Genomic DNA, 17,402 nt, shown 5'->3' with positions numbered 1-17,402 from the left:
CACAAGTGTTCATCTCCTTTAATTACTGCTTTTTAAAACTATGATTCTTCTAATACAGTTGATTCTGGCTTAATAGCGTCAACGTATAGCAAGGTCGTCTTTTCTTTTCCATCTTCTTTAGATTTCACTTTAACTTCCCAACTTGGAACAAGTACTTGTCCACCTATTTCTTTTACAACACTATAATAGCCTAACCTTACAGATTCTACTGTATCGCCTTTTGTTAAATATGTGTTGTAATATAAGGTTTCTAAAGCTGTCTTTGCATCGACTACTTTTTGTTTGCTATTGTTATCACCTGTACCTGGTTTTAACTTATCTAAATATGTTTGAGTAAAGTTCTTAACTTTTCCATTTTCGATGTTAAAGACAATTTCACCTTTACTATTATTCAATATAGGGAGATCATCATAGTTTTGTTCGTATATGACTTTATTTTTATCTTTATTATTCTCTTTTTGATGATATTCTTTACCTTTATAGGCTTCTTTATTAATTAGAGATTTAAATGTCTGCTCTTTGCTGTCTTTTGTTAAATTTTCATCATCTAAATCTTTGCTAATTTTCGTATCTTTTTCAGATAATGTATAAACCCCTTCTAGGTCATTTGAAGTGAACGATTTACTATCAGCTGTGATAGCTTGCATTTCTTTATTTTTATAGCTTGGTAAATTCGGTAAATCAATACCTTCTTTTGTAAAGTTCACGTCAGATTGATCATTTGATTCTTGAACAATAGAGTTATTCACTTTATTAAAATAAACAAGAACCAGTCCTATATCAATGAGAATAAATACGATAATGAAGAGTGTTTTGGCATGTTTCCAATCCATTATTTTAACCCTCCATTCTCGTACTGTTTCCATTCGCCATCATATTTTATATACCATTTAGGCGTGAATTCTATTGTATCTTGTAGGTTATCAATATCATCAACTGGTAACGATAAATCATAACCTATAGCAAAATTGGTTACTTTATTAAAATCTATTTCAGCATTTGAGGCTAAATTGAAACGAACTTCTTCTGCTGTTGGTATCTCATCTGATTCTTTCTTAGAAGGTACAGCCACACCAGTAGTAATGAGCCCTCTATTATATTCTGTAATTGTATCTTTACCCCAAGATGCTTCAATTGAAGAAAGATTATCTTCATCAAACACAGGATAGTTATTTAAGAACATTTTATAATTGACGTTACCTTGTTTCGGGTCTGTACCAAATAGGCGAAACTCATCTGTAAACCCAGCATGTTCGTTAATAAATTTAAATGAATTAGATATCGATTTAGAAAGGTCTTTTATGTTGTTTTCATCTTCAGATAAATTTGTATAACGGTATGTTTGTTTCTTCTCGTTTACTGTCGCTATACCTGTATTGTTATTATAAGTTGAAACGTGATTATCATTATTACGAGCAATAACCGAATCACCTAAGATTACATCATTTAAATCCGATACCGAAATTTTGTTCGATACATATCTATAAATATTGATGTTATCTGCTGTTTCAGGTGCATATATCTGATTGATTTCATTCGTCGTATTCTGATTTGTAATAATACTTGTGTAAGGCTTAAATTTAGATGCCGCTTCTTTGTTTATTTTATCAAATTCATGACTTTTAATCGTCGTTTGCAGCTTGATTGCTTTTTGTTTGTTTTCACTTAATAAATATACAATCGCTCGATCTGTTGATTTCGTATCTACGAGTATTCTATCAAAATTAATTTTAGGGTAATTGCTCATGCTCAGTCCTAAAACTTGATTTAAATACATTTCACTCGGGACACTGTCCGGGAAGTCTAAAACCGTATATCTTTCTGATAAATCATCTAACTGCACAGCTGATTCACTCGTTAAGATATCTACTTTCTTTACATCTTTATCTAACATAACATCAGTTATCTTCTTGATTTCTTCAACGTTAGACGTCCCTTTCAAATCCGTGCCGTTTCGATTAATAATTCTTAAGGGCATGATAACACTATCTATAGTTTTACTTATTTTAGGTCCAATGGCAGGTGTTTCAGCGTTCATATCGGATTCTAAGTCAGTTAACTCGGGCGTAAAAGCCCATACGCGATATGTCATGAAAACACTGAACAATACGAATATGATGAGTATAACAGATTTAATGACTTCTTTATTACGCATCCCAATCACCAAACTCATCTTCCATTATTTCACATGGTAATGTGATATAAATCGATGTACCTTGGCCTTCTTTACTATTTGCCCATATTCTACCATTATGGGATTCTACGATTTCCTTAGTAATTGCGAGACCTAAACCAGTACCGCCCATTTTACGTGTTCTTGCTTTATCGACTCTGAAGAATCGATCGAATATTTTATCTACTTTATTAACAGGAATACCAATACCATTATCTTTAATTTGTATTGTCATTCTGTTATATAACGTATTTTGTTTCACATGAAACTCGACACGTTTTTTAGATTCTTGTGAGTATTTAATCGCATTTGTTATGACATTATCAAATACTTGTGTCATCTTATCAGGATCAATTTCTACAAATAGTCCTTTAACTGGTATGTCACGTACAAACGTAACATTTTTACCTTGTGTCATTTCATGACGATTTATAATTTTATTGATAAACATGTTGAAATCAATTAGTTCTGTATTCATTTGCTCGCCTGAATTATCCATTTTAGATAATTGAAGTAAATCGTTTACTAGACGAATCATACGGTCTGTTTCTTCTCTAGTAACATTTAAGAACGTAGGTGCAACTTCTGGATCACGCCAAGCGCCTTCTTCTAGAGCTTCAATATAACTTCTCATAGAAGTTAAAGGTGTACGCAATTCGTGTGAAACATTCGCAACAAATTCACGTCGTTCATTTTCAAGAATATGTTGTTCTGTTACGTCATGTAAGACGGCAATGTAACCATTTATAAACCCAGTATCTTGAATAATTGTACTGAAGTTAACACGTACGATTAGACCTTCCTCTTCGTTAATATCGATAACAAAACTATCATTATTTTCTTGTAAATCATCCAATGAATAGTCTTCATCAATGTTTAAGACATCTAATATATGTTTAGATTCAACTTCTCCACGTTCTAAACCAAGCATCTTAAGCGCCATCTCATTAATAATACGAACACGACCTCGACGGTCAGTAGCTAAAATGCCATCGCTCATATGTGTAATAACTGAGTCTAGTCGACGTTTTTCACTTTCAGTATTCGCTTGTGCTTCTTGTACACGTTTAGATAAGTTATTAAATGAAAGGGCTAGTTCGCCGATTTCATCATTACCGTATATTTTTACGCGCTGTGTATAGTTACCTTTAGACATTTCTAACGTCTGATTACGCATGTCTGATATTGGTTTCGTAATTGTTCGCGCAATAAAGAAACCGAGTACGATTGTGATTAATAATGAAATAGCTGTACCGATAATAAAGATTTGGTTAATGTTATTTAATTGTTCGTAAACAGAATCAATATCTGATTCAACATAAATATCCCCTACAACTTTATCGTCATAATGTACGGGCATATTTTTAATCCACACTCTATTTTTATCTGCAGAATCATTTTTCAAGACAATTTTGTCGTTAGCTTTTCCTAATGATAATGCCTTTTGAACAGAGCTATCGTTTACTTTCTGGTTGACGGTATTTTGATTTGTGGCTTTAGATGTCGCGACAATAATTTGGTCTTCATCGATAAATCGAATTTCATCAATTTCTGTGCGATTTGCATAATCATCTAAAATGCCTTGTATTTCTTTCTGGAAATTTCGGTCTGGATCTTCCGAATTGTATGCTTTCTTGATGTTGTAATTAATCTGTTTAACATGCTGTTCGATATTCGTCTTAAAGTTACGCGTCATTTCTTTTTCTAGACTGTTCGTAAAGTATAATCCGATTATTTGCATACCAATAATAATTAATAAAACATATATTACAACAAGTTTAATGTGGAGGGATTGGAATTTTTTTAACCAGTTCATAGCATCATCCTACTCTTGAGTTTGCAGGAAGTAACCCACGCCTCTACGCGTTACAATGTATTCTGGATGAGATGCATCATCTTCAATTTTCTCGCGTAGACGACGTATTGTAACGTCTACAGTTCTTACATCTCCAAAGTAATCATAACCCCATACAGTTTGTAGTAAATGTTCACGTGTCATGACTTGTCCGATATGTTTCGCTAAGTAATGGAATAATTCAAATTCACGGTGCGTTAATTCGATATCTGCGCCACGTTTTTTAATTGAATATGCATCTGGATATACTGTAATATCTTTAATGACTATTTCGTTTGTTTCTTCATCTTCTGTTTGGCTAGGCTGTGAATAATGTCTACGTAAGTTAGCTTTAACACGTGCGATTAATTCTCGTGTTGAAAAAGGTTTCGTTACATAGTCATCAGCACCTAGTTCTAGTCCTAAAACTTTATCTATTTCCGAATCTTTAGCTGTTAACATAATAATAGGCATGTCGAATTTTTTACGTACTTCACGACAAACTTCCATACCATCTCTACCTGGTAACATAATATCTAATAAGACAATATCTGGTTCTTCTTCATATATTAGGTCTACTGCGTCATTACCGTCATATGCGCAATAAACATCATAACCTTCTTTTTTTAAATTAAATTCTAGTATGTCTGCAATTGGTTTCTCATCATCAACGACTACTATTTTTCTAGCCATAGCACTAACCTCATTTCTTTTTGAAAGTAAGTATCTTCGAGCACAGATTTGTGCATGATATCCTATACTATAATTTAACACTATTTGATGATTAATTCTATTGTTTGCCGTTATTCAATGGTGAATAACATAAAAAATGCTTATCGTTATTACGATAAGCATTAAAAGCGGTCCCGACGGGAATCGAACCCGCGATCTCCTGCGTGACAGGCAGGCATGTTAACCGCTACACCACGGGACCTAATATGTATGAAATTGAAATGGTGACCCCTACGGGACTCGAACCCGTGTTACCGCCGTGAAAGGGCGGTGTCTTAACCGCTTGACCAAGGGGCCTTCATAAGCACAAAATTGATTATAGCATGGTCTGTAAAGAATGACAAGATTTTATTTTAATTTTTTTATATAATATATTTAGGAACATTATAAAGGGATGATGATATGGAAGAGAAGCTCACAATAAAAAAGGGACATCGTAAATTAAGTAAAGGTGAGATTATAAAAAGACTAATTTTTATAACAATCGGCAGTGTCTTAATGGGTATTGGTTTAGAGTTATTTTTAGTGCCGAATAAATTATTAGATGGCGGTATAGTTGGCATAGCTATTATATTAAGTCACTTAACTAATATGAAACTTGGTCTTTTTATATTCTTATTAAATATTCCATTTTTCTTTTTAGGATATAAACAAATAGGTAAGACTTTTTACGATATCAACGGTGTATGCAATTACAGTCCTTTCCGTTACAACAGCTTATTTACATCATTTTGAACCTTTTATTAGAGAAACATTTTTGGTTACAATTTTTGGTGGTGCAATTATTGGTTTAGGTGTTGGATTAGTAATTAGGTACGGCGGATCATTAGATGGTTCTGAAATCAGTGCCATTCTTATTAGTAGTAAAGCGCCATTTTCATTTGGAGAAATTGTTATGCTAATCAATTTTTTCATATTCGCTGCAGCAGGATTTGTTTTTAATTGGGAATCAGCGATGTTTTCAGTAGTAGCTTATTTTATTGCCTCTAAAATGATAGACGTTACTGTACAAGGTTTTGACGAATCAAAAGCCGTATGGATCATCAGTGATACATATCGAGACATAGGAGAAGCTATAAACGACCGTTTAGGCAGAGGCGTTACATATTTAAACGGTGAAGGAGCTTATACAGGAGAAGATAAAAAAGTATTATTCTGTGTAATAACGAGATTAGAAGAATCTAAGCTAAAAGATATCGTAACAGAAATAGATAATACAGCCTTCTTATCAATCGGGGATGTAAGTGAAGTAAAAGGTGGACGCTTTAAAAAACGTGAAATACACTAATTAATAATGAAAGACAATCCGATATTGATTGTCGTTATTAGAAAAAGAAGCCATACAGCAGGTGTTGTATGGCTCCTTTTTTTAAGGGTTCTCAGTTTTAGGTTGTAACGGGCAAGTTATTGTCTTTTCTTACTAAACGTGTCAATAACGGTAGCCTTATTGTCTTTTCTCGCCAAACGTGTCAATAACGGTAGCCTTATTGCCTTTTCTCGATAGTCTTGTCAATAAGGAAGCAATATGTTGCACGTGGACCTCGTCTTGCAACATTCACTCTCTTATTTACTCAAACAAAAACGCTGAGACAATTAATTTGTCTCAGCGTTTTCGATTTAAAAATTTATTAGTCCCATAAGTTTTCTAATAGGTTTGTTTGGTTTCTATCTGGTCCTACTGAGAAGATAGAGATTTTAACGTTACATAATTCAGAAATACGCTCTAAATAACGACGAGCATTTTTTGGTAATTCTTCTAATGAACGACATCCTGTAATATCTTCTTCCCAACCTGGTAGTTCTTCAAAGATTGGTTTACAACGTTCTAATTCATTTAAGTTTGCTGGGTATTCTGTGATTTCTACACCATCAATTTCGTATGCTGTACAGATCTTAACTGTTTTAAGGCCTGTTAATACGTCGATTGAGTTGATTGATAAATCTGTAATACCACTTACACGACGTGAATGACGTAATACAACTGAGTCAAACCAACCAACACGACGTGGACGTCCTGTAGTTGTTCCGTATTCACGACCTACTTCACGGATATGATGACCATCTTCATCAAATAATTCTGTTGGGAATGGGCCATCTCCTACACGTGATGTGTATGCTTTACATACACCGATTACTTTAGATACGTAAGTTGGTCCAACACCGCCACCAACTGTAACGTTACCTGCAATCGGGTTGCTTGATGTAACAAATGGGTATGTGCCGTGGTCAATGTCTAACATTACACCTTGAGCACCTTCGAATAATACTTTTTCATCATTAACGAAAGCATCGTCTAATAATTTAGCTGTGTCTGTAACATATTGTTTCAAGCGTTGACCTGCTTGGTAATATGTTTCAAAGATTTCATCAAACGTGAAACCTTCAGCGTTAAACATTTTTTCAAATAATTCATTTTTATATTCAAGATTTTGTTTTAAAAGTTTTTCAAATGTTTCTTTATCTAATAAATCAGCCATACGGATACCGATACGTTGTGCTTTATCTACATACGCTGGACCAATACCTTTTTTCGTTGTACCAATTTTATTATCTCCACGTTTTTCTTCTTCTAATTCATCTTGTTTCAAATGATACGGTAAGATAACTTGAGCACGGTTAGAAATTCTTAAATTGTTTGTTGCTACGCCGCGTTCATTTAATGCGTCTAATTCTTTCAATAAAGCTACTGGATCTACTACTACACCGTTACCAATAACACTTGATTTTTCTTCATAAAAAATACCTGATGGTACTAAGTGTAATTTATAAGTTTCTCCGTCAAATTTAATTGTGTGACCTGCATTATTACCACCTGAAAAACGCGCAATAACATTTGCATCTTCAGCTAAGAAATCTGTAATTTTACCTTTACCTTCGTCTCCCCATTGCGTCCCAACTACTACGATTGATGACATGTGAGCACCTCCGCTTTTTCTCATTAACCATTAAGTATTCTATCAGTCCTATACTTAAAATGCAAACTAAAAACGAACATTAATTTATGGTGTTAATTTACATTTTGATATTCTAAAAATTTGCATTAAGAAAGCTTTAACCATGGTAGTTACAAGGTTTTATCCCGAAAATTATATGCTTCAAAACACAAACGAAACAATAATTAACTGTCATTTCACGAAACAAAAGACGTACATTTATTATGACTTTGTAATAAATGTACGTCTTTTGGGTTAAAAACTTTTTTTATCCGAATTCCATACCGGCATGTTGATAATCTATATCTGTAAATTTGTTATATTGTTTCATGAAGTGCAATTTAACGGTTCCTGTCGGGCCGTTACGTTGTTTTGCGATAATAATTTCTATTTCACCGTTTTCATCTTGTGCGCCTGCATCTACCGCTTCGCCATCTTCATCTTCTCCACCACGAGAATAATAGTCATCACGGTATAAGAAAGCCACAATATCCGCATCTTGCTCGATAGAACCTGATTCACGAATGTCACTCATCATCGGTCTTTTATCTTGTCGTTGTTCAACACCACGAGATAACTGACTCAATGCGATAACAGGACATTCTAATTCTCTCGCAATAGCTTTAAGCATACGTGAAATCTCTGATACTTCTTGTTGTCTATTATCAGAACTACGTGAACCACTACCTTGAATCAACTGTAAATAGTCGATTACAATCATGTCTAATCCATGTTCTTGTTTTAATCTTCTACACTTAGCTCTTATGTCAGTGATACGGATACCTGGTGTATCATCGATGAATATTTTAGTACGTGATAATTTACCAACAGCTACTGTAAACCTACTCCAGTCTTCTTCAGTCATAGAACCAGTACGTAATCTATTAGAATCTACGTTACCTGTACTACAAATCATACGTGTCGCTAGCTGGTCTGCACCCATCTCTAATGAGAATATACCGACTGAGAATAAGTTCTCGTGAGTAGCAACTTGTTGGGCAATATTTAATGCGAAGGCAGTCTTACCTACAGAAGGTCTCGCAGCAATAATAATTAAATCGTTGCGGTTAAAACCTGCTGTCATCTGATCTAAATCACGATATCCAGTTGGTATCCCCGGGGTTTGACCACTATTTTGATCTAACTGTTCAGCATTATCGAACACAATACCTAAAACATCTTTAATATCTTTGAAACCTTCTGTCCCTCTAGTAGCAGATATCTCTAAAATTCTCTTCTCTGCATCACCTAATAGTGACTCTAAATCAAGCTCTGGATTATACCCATCTTCAGCAATACTATCTGCTACACGAATTAACTGACGCTTAACAGCATGTTTAAACACAATATCTATATAGAAATGAACGTTTCTAGTTGTTGGTACATTGTTTGCTAATTCAGCTAAATAAGCTGGTCCACCAGCTTCTTCTAGCAAAGACTCAGCTGCTAATTCATCCATCAGGGTAACTGAATCAATTTCCTTATTCTGTTCATTTAACATCAACATAGCTCTAAATATATGTTGATGATTAGCTCGATAGAAAGCTTCAGGTATTAATGTTTCACCTGTTGAGTTAATCAGTTCAGGATCAATTAAGATTGCACCGATAACAGATTGTTCAGCCTCTATATTATGAGGCATTTGTCGTGGATTCATCATATTATCCATACCATCCATACTGATTACTCCTTTCCATTTTTAATATTATTTATTATAACGCATTAAAATAGGTCGGTAAATCAAATACCGACCTATTTTATATAATCTATTATTCTTCTACAACGTGTACCTTTAATGTACCTGAAACTTTATTATGAAGTTTAATTGGTACGTTTGTGTAACCTAAACTGTGAATACCGTTCGGTAAATCCATTTTACGTTTATCAACTTTAATGTCGTGTTGTTTTTGTAAAGCTTGTGTGATTTGTTTTGTACTAACAGAACCGAACAACTTACCGCCTTCACCAGTTTTAGCAGAAATTTCAACTTCTAATGATTTTAACTTATCTGCTAATGCTTTAGCATCATCGATTTCTTGTTGTTTGATTTCTTCTTGTCGTTTGTTTTGTTGTTCTAATTGTTTCATATTTCCTGCTGTCGCTTCTACAGCATAATTATGTTTAATTAAAAAGTTTTGAGCGTAACCTACTGGCACGTCTTTAACTTCTCCTTTTTTACCTTTTCCTTTAACATCTTGTGTGAAAATAACTTTCATTATTCTTCCACTCCTTCTTCATCTGTTTCAACAACCTCAATAAGTTTTTCGATTGCTTCTTCTACTGTTGAATCTTTAATTTGTGTAGCAGCGTTTGATAAATGGCCGCCTCCACCTAGAGCTTCCATTGTTAGTTGTACATTTACTTCTCCTAAAGAACGAGCTGAAATACCAACTGTGTCTTCTGAGCGTTTAGCTACAACATATGAAGCTTCTACACCTTCTAATCCTAATAGTTCATCTGCAGCTTGTGCAACTGTAACAGGATGATAAATTTGTTCTTCATCACCATGTGCAATTGCTACGCCACCTCGGAATAGTTTAACTGTCTTAATTAAATCTGAACGCTTAATATAAGTATCTATATCATCTTTCAAGAAGTGCTGGCAAAGAATTGTATCTGCACCATGACTTCTTAAGAAACTCGCAGCATCGAATGTTCTTGAACCGGTTCTTAACGTAAAGTTACGTGTATCTACAATGATACCTGCCAACATAATTGTCGATTCAATTCTTGTTAAACGATGTTCTGTCGGTTGATATTCTAGCAACTCTGTTACAAGTTCTGCTGTAGAACTTGCATAAGGTTCCATATAGACAAGCAGTGGACTTGAAATAATACTTTCCCCACGTCTATGGTGATCTATGACTACTTTTCTATTTGCTTTATTTAATAAGTTCTCATCTATTACAAGTTCTGGTTTGTGCGTATCAACGACAACCAATGTCGTACGAGATGTCATCTCATGCCATGCTTCTTCTGATGTGATAAACCTTTCTTTCAAGTCTGGTTTCTCATCAATTTCTCTCATAACACGTTGTAATGTATCATCAATATCTGAATCATTTAATACGATATAAGACTCTAAATTATTCATTTTAGCAATACGAGAAACACCAATAGCTGCACCTATCGCATCCATATCTGGTGATTTATGACCCATGATAATGACTTTGTCACCTTCGATTAAGATATCTCTTAACGCATGAGAAATAACACGAGCACGTACTCTTGTGCGTTTTTCCATTGGGTCAGTCTTACCACCATAGAATCTTACGTTACCGTTAAAGTTCTTGATGGCAACTTGGTCTCCACCTCGACCAAGAGCTAAATCTAAACTTGATTGAGATAGTTCACCAAGTTCTATTAGGTTCTCACTGCCTTCACCAATACCTATACTTAAAGTAAGCGGATGCCCAATTTCTCTTGTCTTATCTCTCAAATCATCTAACAGATTGAATTTAGATGCTTCAATATCTTCTAAAATACTATTGTTTAACAATCCAATAAATTGATCCGAACTATAACGTTTAACATACAATTCATAACGAGTTGACCAATCATTAATTACATTAGTAATAAGACTATTCACTTCTGAACGTTGTGAGTCATTCATGTTTTGTGTAATTTCATCATAGTTATCTAAAAATATCGTAGCGATGATAGGTTTTTCATTTTCATATAATTCATATACACGTGAAGTTTCTGTTATATCAAATAAATAAATTGATTTTTCATTTTCAGTGTAAGTGACTTTATATTTGTATGATCCTTCTTCAATTTCTACTTCTTGTGTATTTTCTAATCTTTTTAATATATTTGGAAATATTTCATTTATTGGTTCGTTTAATACATCTCTTTCTAAACGTCTACTAATAAAATTATTAATCCATTCAATATTATAGTTTTTATCGAGTAATATTACGCCAATTGGCAAATCACTCACAGCACTCGTTTTACTTTTGGTAATACGACCCGCTAGACTCCCGATGTATAAATCTAATTTTGCAAAGCTGGTTCTAATAAAGTAAACACTCGCTGCAAATAGGACTACAGTAATAACCGTCGCAATAATCGCCCAAAATATTGAATTTAAAAAACTTAAAACGAGCAGTGCTAAAGCCAAGACCATCATAATAATATAAGGAAATATTAGGGCTTTTTTAACTGATTGACGGTTCATAAACTCACCTCAATTTACTTTTTTATGCGTTGTTTTAAATTAAACCATATGTCCATTAAGCCAAATAAGTATGCAATTGGTTTAAATATAAAAGCAAGAACGAAAATAATTACAGCTACAATTACAGGTAATTTTTTTACTTTTATAAATAAATGGAATAGGGATAATGCTTGGATAAATATAACCCATTCTAACACAAACTGTAAGTTAGTGACTATGCCATACATCACAACATTGTCTTTCGTTACGAATAAACTAACGAGTACTGTGATTACAAAAATGAAAGCGACACTACTTTTAATTTGCCACATAAATAATGGTCTGAATACCGGTGTTGCGATTTTGTACTTTCTCAATATAGGGAAAGTCACGAGTAAATTAACAAGTACTAATAAAAATACCCATAATATAATATACCCAGGAATACTAGCTTGTAATATATCAATTGAAGCTTGAAGAGATTCTTGAATTTCTGTACTGAAATTACCACTCATTTCAAAATAAGACACGATTACATCATAATATTCATTAAAAACATTACTTGTTAGTGGTAGTTTTCCCGTTAATTGCATGATTAACACACCAGCAATTGTTAATACACTCATAAATGCTGTTACTAAATATAATATACGTTCTTTAGATGTACGTTCTATTAATAATTGTCCAATAAATACACTCATAAAAATCATCAGTGTCATGACAGTTAATAAATATACGTTACTAAGTAATACGGTTGCGCATAATGCCACTACAACTGTCACAAAAAACGACGGTTTTGATCGATACCAAAGTATTGTTCCAGGTATTGTAATGAACGGTAGTATTACAAATGCTAAAGGTGGTAAAAAGTTAATAATAACCATACTTAACATTAGTAAAACTATTGAAATAATTGTCGCTTTTATATCGACTTTAAAAGACAAAATTTTCACTTCCCAATCTATTTTAAACATCTTTCTCTATTTTACAGATTTTTATACTTTAAAACAATGTAGGTGACTTTTTTTAACGACTTAACGTGCTTTAAATTTATGTAATTTTAAGAAATGATAAACATATGGTGCCCAATCTCCAAAGTTTAATAAAAATCCGTCATGGCCAACATTATCTGGTACGAAGAAATGTCTATGATACTTGAAGAATCGACCGAGTGATTTTACTTGGTCATCTGGATATAATAAGTCATCAGTGAACCCTAGTGTTAATACTTTTGTATCTATTTGTTTTAAGCGTTCTTCAACATCATTTCGTCCTCTAAATATATCGTGGCTATCTAATACATCTAATAAAGTGAGATAACAATCTTTATTGAAGCTATTTTTAAACTTATTACCTTGATATTTTTGATAACTGACAACATCATCTGCTGAGAATCTTGCTTCATAATCTTTACTTGAACGATAAGTTAAAAAGCCTAATTGTCTTGCAATACTTAATCCGTCTTGACCATTCATTTGAATAACTTGTCTTGCAATTTCATTGAAAGCTCTGCTATAAGATGATGTCTTTTCAGTTGCCGCTAAAATAACAGCTTTCTTAACTTCAATTGACCCGTCATATAAAATTTCGAGAGACTGCATGCCACCTAATGAACCACCAATTAGAACATCAATTTTTTCATAACCAAAATGTTTCAAAGCCAATATATTAGCTTTAGTTACATCTCTCATAGTTAATGTATCTGGAAAATGGGGTGTATTTAATTTTGAACTCGACCCAAATGGGCTACCTATAACGTTAAAAGTTATAAATTGATAATCATTTATAGACAGATAACCACCATCGATAATTTCTCTCCACCAACCTGGATGCTCATCATCTCCATACGTTAAATGGTTACCTGTTAATGCATGACAGATAACAACAAGCGGTTGCCCCTTATAACCGACATGCTCATATTGAAGCTTTAAGTTGTCAATCACTTCTCCTGATTCTGTTTCAAATCGACCTAATTCTACTGAACCTGTTTCACGAGAAATCATCTTATCTAACCCCCTCTTATATAATAGAAAAACTTCTTACTCGTTAAAGAAGTAAGAAGTTCTCATCATTCTTATTATGCGAGTAGACTCGTTGGTCGTAGCACCGTATCTAAGGTGACCGGTTGCTGAAGTTTCATCGGGCCAAATCCCTCAACTTCTCTGAATAAGCTTTACTATGTAATTAATATTAAGAATACTAGAAAAGCAATGCTCTTTCAATAACTTATACTTTGTTATTAAAAGACAAATCTTACAATAGCCATAATCAACATCCCTGCTAAAACAGATATTGTTAAACTACGCGTGACAAATGCAATAACGACAGTTGGTACTGCAACAAAAACACTTTCTAAGTTAAGTTGATATCCTGTTGATCCTTCTTGATTTAACATGCCTTCTACAATAAGTGCTGTAAATAAACAAACCGGCACAAATTGTAACCATTTAATGATTCCAGCCGGTAATTCAAATCTTGATAATAAAACAAACGGCGCTACTCTTATAACCCATGTCATAATGAAACACCCAGCTGTAATGAGTAGTAAATACATTGATATCGTCATTTATCAAACACCACCCCTGCAATTGAAGCGACTAATGTTGCTAATATAATAGAAAGAAACGTTGGCATAAATAACGTAAATAGCAACATACAAAAAATTGTTAAACATATGAGCCACAAATGATAAATTATTTTATTTTTTTGTATCGTTTCGAATTGAGCAACTAATAGAAAAATAAACATTGCTGACAATGCATAGTCTAATCCGAACGTTTCTGGGTTTGGAATTAGATTACCTATTAAACCACCTAATATCGAAGTTGTAACCCATAATATATATGCTGAAATGTTAAGCCCGTGCATCCATGTAGCATTTAAAGATTTTTCTTTTGCATACTTTGTAATAGCTACACCAAATGATTCATCAGTTACAAGAGTTCCAATTCCAATATTTGACCACAAACTATTGTTTTTGAAGGGTGGTACTAAAGCTAAACTTTGTAAGAATAAACGAGAATTCACAAAGAATATTGTTAAGAAAATAGCAGATATAGGAGATTGGATAGCTACAAGCGCACAAATGATAAATTGAGCAGCACCTGCATAAACAAAAATGGATAACAATGCAATTTCTAAAATGGATAAACCTGATGACACTCCAACTACTCCGAAAGCTATCGCAACACTAAAATAACCGAGCATTGTTGGTATACAATCTTTAACACCTTGTAAAAACAAGGATTTATGTATGCTTGCAGATTCCTGCACTTATAATACCTCCATTCTCAAGGAGATAGTTCCAAAGGTTAGTCTAACGTTTGTCTAACCTCAGTGTGACTTACCTCTTTTTTTGTTTTTAATATGTATTAGTTTTATCATATCAAATTAAGTTTAGCAATATAATTTGACGAAATATTAAGACAATTAATAATCCTTATATAAATAAAAAAAATGGTAGCTCAAAGAGCTACCATTCTTTATTTATATTATTCTCCTAAGCTAAATTCAGCACTTGCTTCGAATTTAACATCTTTACCTATCATTACGCCACCAGTTTCTAATGCTTGGTTAAATGATACGCCATATTTTTCACGATCGATTTTACCATCCACTACAAATCCTGTAACTGTTTCTCCGTTTAATGGGTTTTTACTTACTCCATTAAATTCTAAATCGAATGTTTCTTCATGTGTTGTACCAGCAATTGTTAAATCGCCAGTTACTGAATCTTCACTTATAGATTTAGATTCGAAAGTAATATTTGGATTTTCTTCTGCACTAAAGAAATCAGCTGATTTTAAGTGTGCGTCACGATCAGGGTTATTAGTATTAATTGAATGTGCTTTAATTGTTACTTTAGCTTTTAATGATGATAAATCATTTACGTCACCAGTAACTTCTACATCATAATCATCAAAAGTACCTTTAACTCGAGATACCATTAAGTGTTTTACTGTAAATTCTAAACTACTGTGTACTTTGTCGAAATTGAAATTAGTCATGTGTCATAACTCCCTTTATTTATTTTGTATACTAAGTATACCAGATATAAAAATTATATTCAAGTTAAATCTAAAAAAAGAGTAACCATTAATATGATTACCCTTTTTATACTATTTCACACATTTATAATTCTATTACAGTTTGACCACCCATAAATGGTACTAATACTTCAGGAACAGTAATTGTACCATCTTCATTTTGATAGTTCTCAACAATAGCAGCAAATGTACGTCCTACTGCTAACCCACTACCATTTAAAGTGTGTACAAATTCTGGTTTAGAATCTTTATCACGTTTAAATCTAATATTTGATCTTCTTGCTTGGAAATCTGTCATATTTGAACATGAACTAATTTCTTTATAATCATTGTAGCTTGGTAACCAAACTTCAATATCATATGTTTTTGCACTTCCAAAGCCGATATCTCCAGTACATAGGTTAACTGTACGATAAGGAAGTTCTAGAGCTTGAAGTACTTTTTCAGCATGGTTAGTTAATTCTTCTAATGCATTGTATGAATCTTCAGGACGCTCGTATCTCACCATTTCTACTTTATTAAATTGGTGTAGACGAATGAGACCTCTTGTATCGCGACCTGCAGAACCCGCTTCACTTCTAAAACAAGCTGATTGTCCTGTGAATTTGATAGGGAACTGTTCATTTTGAAGCACTTCATCACGATAGAAATTCGTTAAAGGAACTTCTGCTGTTGGAATTGTATAAAGTCCTTCTTTTTCAACTTTAAATAAGTCTTCTTCGAATTTAGGCAGTTGACCTGTTCCAAACATTGAATCAGCATTTACTAATTGAGGAACCATCATTTCTGTATAACCATGTTGTGTCGTATGCATTGTAACCATAAAGTTCATTAATGCTCTTTCAAGTTGTGCTCCTTTACCAGTTAAGAAGACAAAACGTGCACCTGATACTTTAGCTGCTCTATCAAAATCAGCCATTTTTAAATTTTCTACTAAGTCCCAATGCGCTTTAGATTCAAAATCAAATGTTCTTGGTTCGCCCCATTTACGTACTTCAACATTATCATCTTCGTCTTTACCGACAGGTGTTTCATCACTAATTAAATTAGGAATTCTTACTAATTTGTAAGTTACATCATCATTTAATTTGTTTAATGATTGATCAATTTCTTTAATTTGATCTCCAACTTGACGCATTTCTAATATAACGTCGTCAGCATTTTCTTTATTGCGTTTCTTTTGAGCAATTTCTCCACTTACTTTATTACGTCGTGATTTAAGTTCTTCTGTTTTTACAATAAGTTCACGGCGTTCTTTATCTAATTCTAATATTTCATCTACTACTGATGGATCGTCGCCTCTTTTAGCGATTTTTTCTTTTACATATTCAGGTTCAGTTCTAATCATTTTAATATCTAACATAACGTTTCCTCCCTATTTTCTATATTGTTTAAGAAAAAAAGCACCACGTTCCTTGTTATTACACAAGGGACGTGGTGCTTACGCGTTGCCACCCTATTTAACAGTCTGTAATAGACTGCACTCTAAGTCATTATAACGGTTTAAACCGATTGTTTTTCTTAA

Annotated in this window: 14 protein-coding genes, 2 tRNA genes, 1 pseudogene, 1 riboswitch and 1 other annotated feature (1 of these 19 running past the window's edge); of the genes and pseudogenes, 1 reads left to right on the top strand and 16 read right to left on the bottom strand. The window is 33.3% G+C overall.

The genetic code is table 11. From position 1 onward, the window contains the following. Positions 1–38: 38 nt before the first annotated feature. The 6 genes from LQ688_RS08905 to LQ688_RS08880 form a co-directional block, all read right to left on the bottom strand. Entirely contained in the window at positions 39–833 is a 795-nt protein-coding gene (locus LQ688_RS08905; RefSeq protein WP_064204316.1) for a two-component system regulatory protein YycI, read from the bottom strand. Next, on the bottom strand, positions 833–2,155 hold the full coding sequence (locus LQ688_RS08900; RefSeq protein WP_064204315.1) for a YycH family regulatory protein: 1,323 nt from the start codon (positions 2,153–2,155) through the stop codon (positions 833–835). Before LQ688_RS08900 ends, LQ688_RS08905 begins: the two co-directional genes overlap by 1 nt. Next, entirely contained in the window at positions 2,148–3,989 is a 1,842-nt protein-coding gene (walK, locus tag LQ688_RS08895; RefSeq protein WP_064204314.1) for a cell wall metabolism sensor histidine kinase WalK, read from the bottom strand. The genes LQ688_RS08900 and walK overlap by 8 nt, the downstream gene beginning before the upstream one ends. Before the next feature lie 9 nt (positions 3,990–3,998). Then, positions 3,999–4,700 carry a response regulator YycF gene (gene yycF / locus LQ688_RS08890; protein WP_064204313.1) on the bottom strand — a complete coding sequence of 234 codons (702 nt, stop codon included), beginning with the start codon at positions 4,698–4,700 and terminating at the stop codon, positions 3,999–4,001. A gap of 168 nt (positions 4,701–4,868) precedes the next feature. After that, positions 4,869–4,941: transfer RNA gene (locus LQ688_RS08885), tRNA-Asp, on the bottom strand. A 20-nt stretch (positions 4,942–4,961) separates the two neighbouring features. Next, a tRNA-Glu gene (locus tag LQ688_RS08880) sits at positions 4,962–5,036 on the bottom strand. A gap of 105 nt (positions 5,037–5,141) precedes the next feature. On the opposite strand from LQ688_RS08880, the pseudogene LQ688_RS08875 reads away from it, so the two are divergent. Next, positions 5,142–6,027: pseudogene (locus tag LQ688_RS08875) on the top strand (YitT family protein). Between the two features lie 340 nt (positions 6,028–6,367). On the opposite strand, the gene LQ688_RS08870 reads toward LQ688_RS08875, so the two are convergent. The 10 genes from LQ688_RS08870 to serS form a co-directional block, all read right to left on the bottom strand. Then, positions 6,368–7,654: an adenylosuccinate synthase gene (locus LQ688_RS08870; protein WP_064204311.1), complete on the bottom strand. Its 1,287-nt coding sequence runs from the start codon at positions 7,652–7,654 to the stop codon at positions 6,368–6,370. Positions 7,655–7,940: 286 nt separating this feature from the next. Then, on the bottom strand, positions 7,941–9,341 hold the full coding sequence (dnaB, locus tag LQ688_RS08865; protein ID WP_026023617.1) for a replicative DNA helicase: 1,401 nt from the start codon (positions 9,339–9,341) through the stop codon (positions 7,941–7,943). A gap of 100 nt (positions 9,342–9,441) precedes the next feature. Continuing rightward, positions 9,442–9,888 (bottom strand): 50S ribosomal protein L9, encoded by a 447-nt coding sequence (gene rplI / locus LQ688_RS08860; protein WP_064204310.1) that lies wholly within the window; start codon positions 9,886–9,888, stop codon positions 9,442–9,444. Then, positions 9,888–11,852, bottom strand: coding sequence for a DHH family phosphoesterase (locus tag LQ688_RS08855; protein ID WP_064204309.1), 1,965 nt, complete (start codon positions 11,850–11,852; stop codon positions 9,888–9,890). The genes rplI and LQ688_RS08855 overlap by 1 nt, the downstream gene beginning before the upstream one ends. Positions 11,853–11,866: 14 nt before the next feature. Beyond that, the gene (locus LQ688_RS08850) at positions 11,867–12,784 is read right to left on the bottom strand and encodes a DUF2232 domain-containing protein (protein WP_239705289.1); all 918 of its coding nucleotides are present in this window, start codon (positions 12,782–12,784) and stop codon (positions 11,867–11,869) included. An 81-nt stretch (positions 12,785–12,865) separates the two neighbouring features. Further along, the gene (gene metX, locus LQ688_RS08845; protein WP_016999164.1) at positions 12,866–13,834 is read right to left on the bottom strand and encodes a homoserine O-acetyltransferase MetX; all 969 of its coding nucleotides are present in this window, start codon (positions 13,832–13,834) and stop codon (positions 12,866–12,868) included. 68 nt (positions 13,835–13,902) lie between these two features. Beyond that, a riboswitch (SAM riboswitch) is annotated at positions 13,903–14,004 on the bottom strand. Between the two features lie 66 nt (positions 14,005–14,070). After that, positions 14,071–14,397, bottom strand: a complete 327-nt coding sequence (locus tag LQ688_RS08840; protein ID WP_016999165.1) for an AzlD domain-containing protein — start codon at positions 14,395–14,397, stop codon at positions 14,071–14,073. Next, positions 14,394–15,038 carry an AzlC family ABC transporter permease gene (locus LQ688_RS08835; RefSeq protein ID WP_050988893.1) on the bottom strand — a complete coding sequence of 215 codons (645 nt, stop codon included), beginning with the start codon at positions 15,036–15,038 and terminating at the stop codon, positions 14,394–14,396. Before LQ688_RS08835 ends, LQ688_RS08840 begins: the two co-directional genes overlap by 4 nt. A 284-nt stretch (positions 15,039–15,322) precedes the next feature. Continuing rightward, positions 15,323–15,838 (bottom strand): YceI family protein, encoded by a 516-nt coding sequence (locus LQ688_RS08830; protein ID WP_016999167.1) that lies wholly within the window; start codon positions 15,836–15,838, stop codon positions 15,323–15,325. Between the two features lie 124 nt (positions 15,839–15,962). Next, the gene (serS, locus tag LQ688_RS08825) at positions 15,963–17,240 is read right to left on the bottom strand and encodes a serine--tRNA ligase (RefSeq protein ID WP_016999168.1); all 1,278 of its coding nucleotides are present in this window, start codon (positions 17,238–17,240) and stop codon (positions 15,963–15,965) included. Between the two features lie 62 nt (positions 17,241–17,302). Beyond that, positions 17,303–17,402 (bottom strand) — a binding site (T-box leader) (it continues 99 nt past the right edge of the window).

This window comes from Mammaliicoccus sp. J-M40, assembly GCF_022386395.1.
Taxonomy (GTDB): Bacteria; Bacillota; Bacilli; order Staphylococcales; family Staphylococcaceae; genus Mammaliicoccus; species Mammaliicoccus lentus.
This window is presented reverse-complemented; position numbering and strand designations above follow the sequence as displayed.

What these genes read in the sequence shown, in the direction of transcription:
- dnaB (WP_026023617.1), bottom strand. Translation starts at nt 9,341, where the DNA reads ATGGATAATATGATGAATCCACGACAAATGCCTCATAATATAGAGGCT.
- serS (WP_016999168.1), bottom strand. Translation starts at nt 17,240, where the DNA reads ATGTTAGATATTAAAATGATTAGAACTGAACCTGAATATGTAAAAGAA.
- LQ688_RS08870 (WP_064204311.1), bottom strand. Translation starts at nt 7,654, where the DNA reads ATGTCATCAATCGTAGTAGTTGGGACGCAATGGGGAGACGAAGGTAAA.
- LQ688_RS08835 (WP_050988893.1), bottom strand. Translation starts at nt 15,038, where the DNA reads ATGCTCGGTTATTTTAGTGTTGCGATAGCTTTCGGAGTAGTTGGAGTG.
- rplI (WP_064204310.1), bottom strand. Translation starts at nt 9,888, where the DNA reads ATGAAAGTTATTTTCACACAAGATGTTAAAGGAAAAGGTAAAAAAGGA.
- LQ688_RS08900 (WP_064204315.1), bottom strand. Translation starts at nt 2,155, where the DNA reads ATGCGTAATAAAGAAGTCATTAAATCTGTTATACTCATCATATTCGTA.
- walK (WP_064204314.1), bottom strand. Translation starts at nt 3,989, where the DNA reads ATGAACTGGTTAAAAAAATTCCAATCCCTCCACATTAAACTTGTTGTA.
- LQ688_RS08905 (WP_064204316.1), bottom strand. Translation starts at nt 833, where the DNA reads ATGGATTGGAAACATGCCAAAACACTCTTCATTATCGTATTTATTCTC.
- LQ688_RS08855 (WP_064204309.1), bottom strand. Translation starts at nt 11,852, where the DNA reads ATGAACCGTCAATCAGTTAAAAAAGCCCTAATATTTCCTTATATTATT.
- metX (WP_016999164.1), bottom strand. Translation starts at nt 13,834, where the DNA reads ATGATTTCTCGTGAAACAGGTTCAGTAGAATTAGGTCGATTTGAAACA.
- LQ688_RS08830 (WP_016999167.1), bottom strand. Translation starts at nt 15,838, where the DNA reads ATGACTAATTTCAATTTCGACAAAGTACACAGTAGTTTAGAATTTACA.
- yycF (WP_064204313.1), bottom strand. Translation starts at nt 4,700, where the DNA reads ATGGCTAGAAAAATAGTAGTCGTTGATGATGAGAAACCAATTGCAGAC.
- LQ688_RS08840 (WP_016999165.1), bottom strand. Translation starts at nt 14,397, where the DNA reads ATGACGATATCAATGTATTTACTACTCATTACAGCTGGGTGTTTCATT.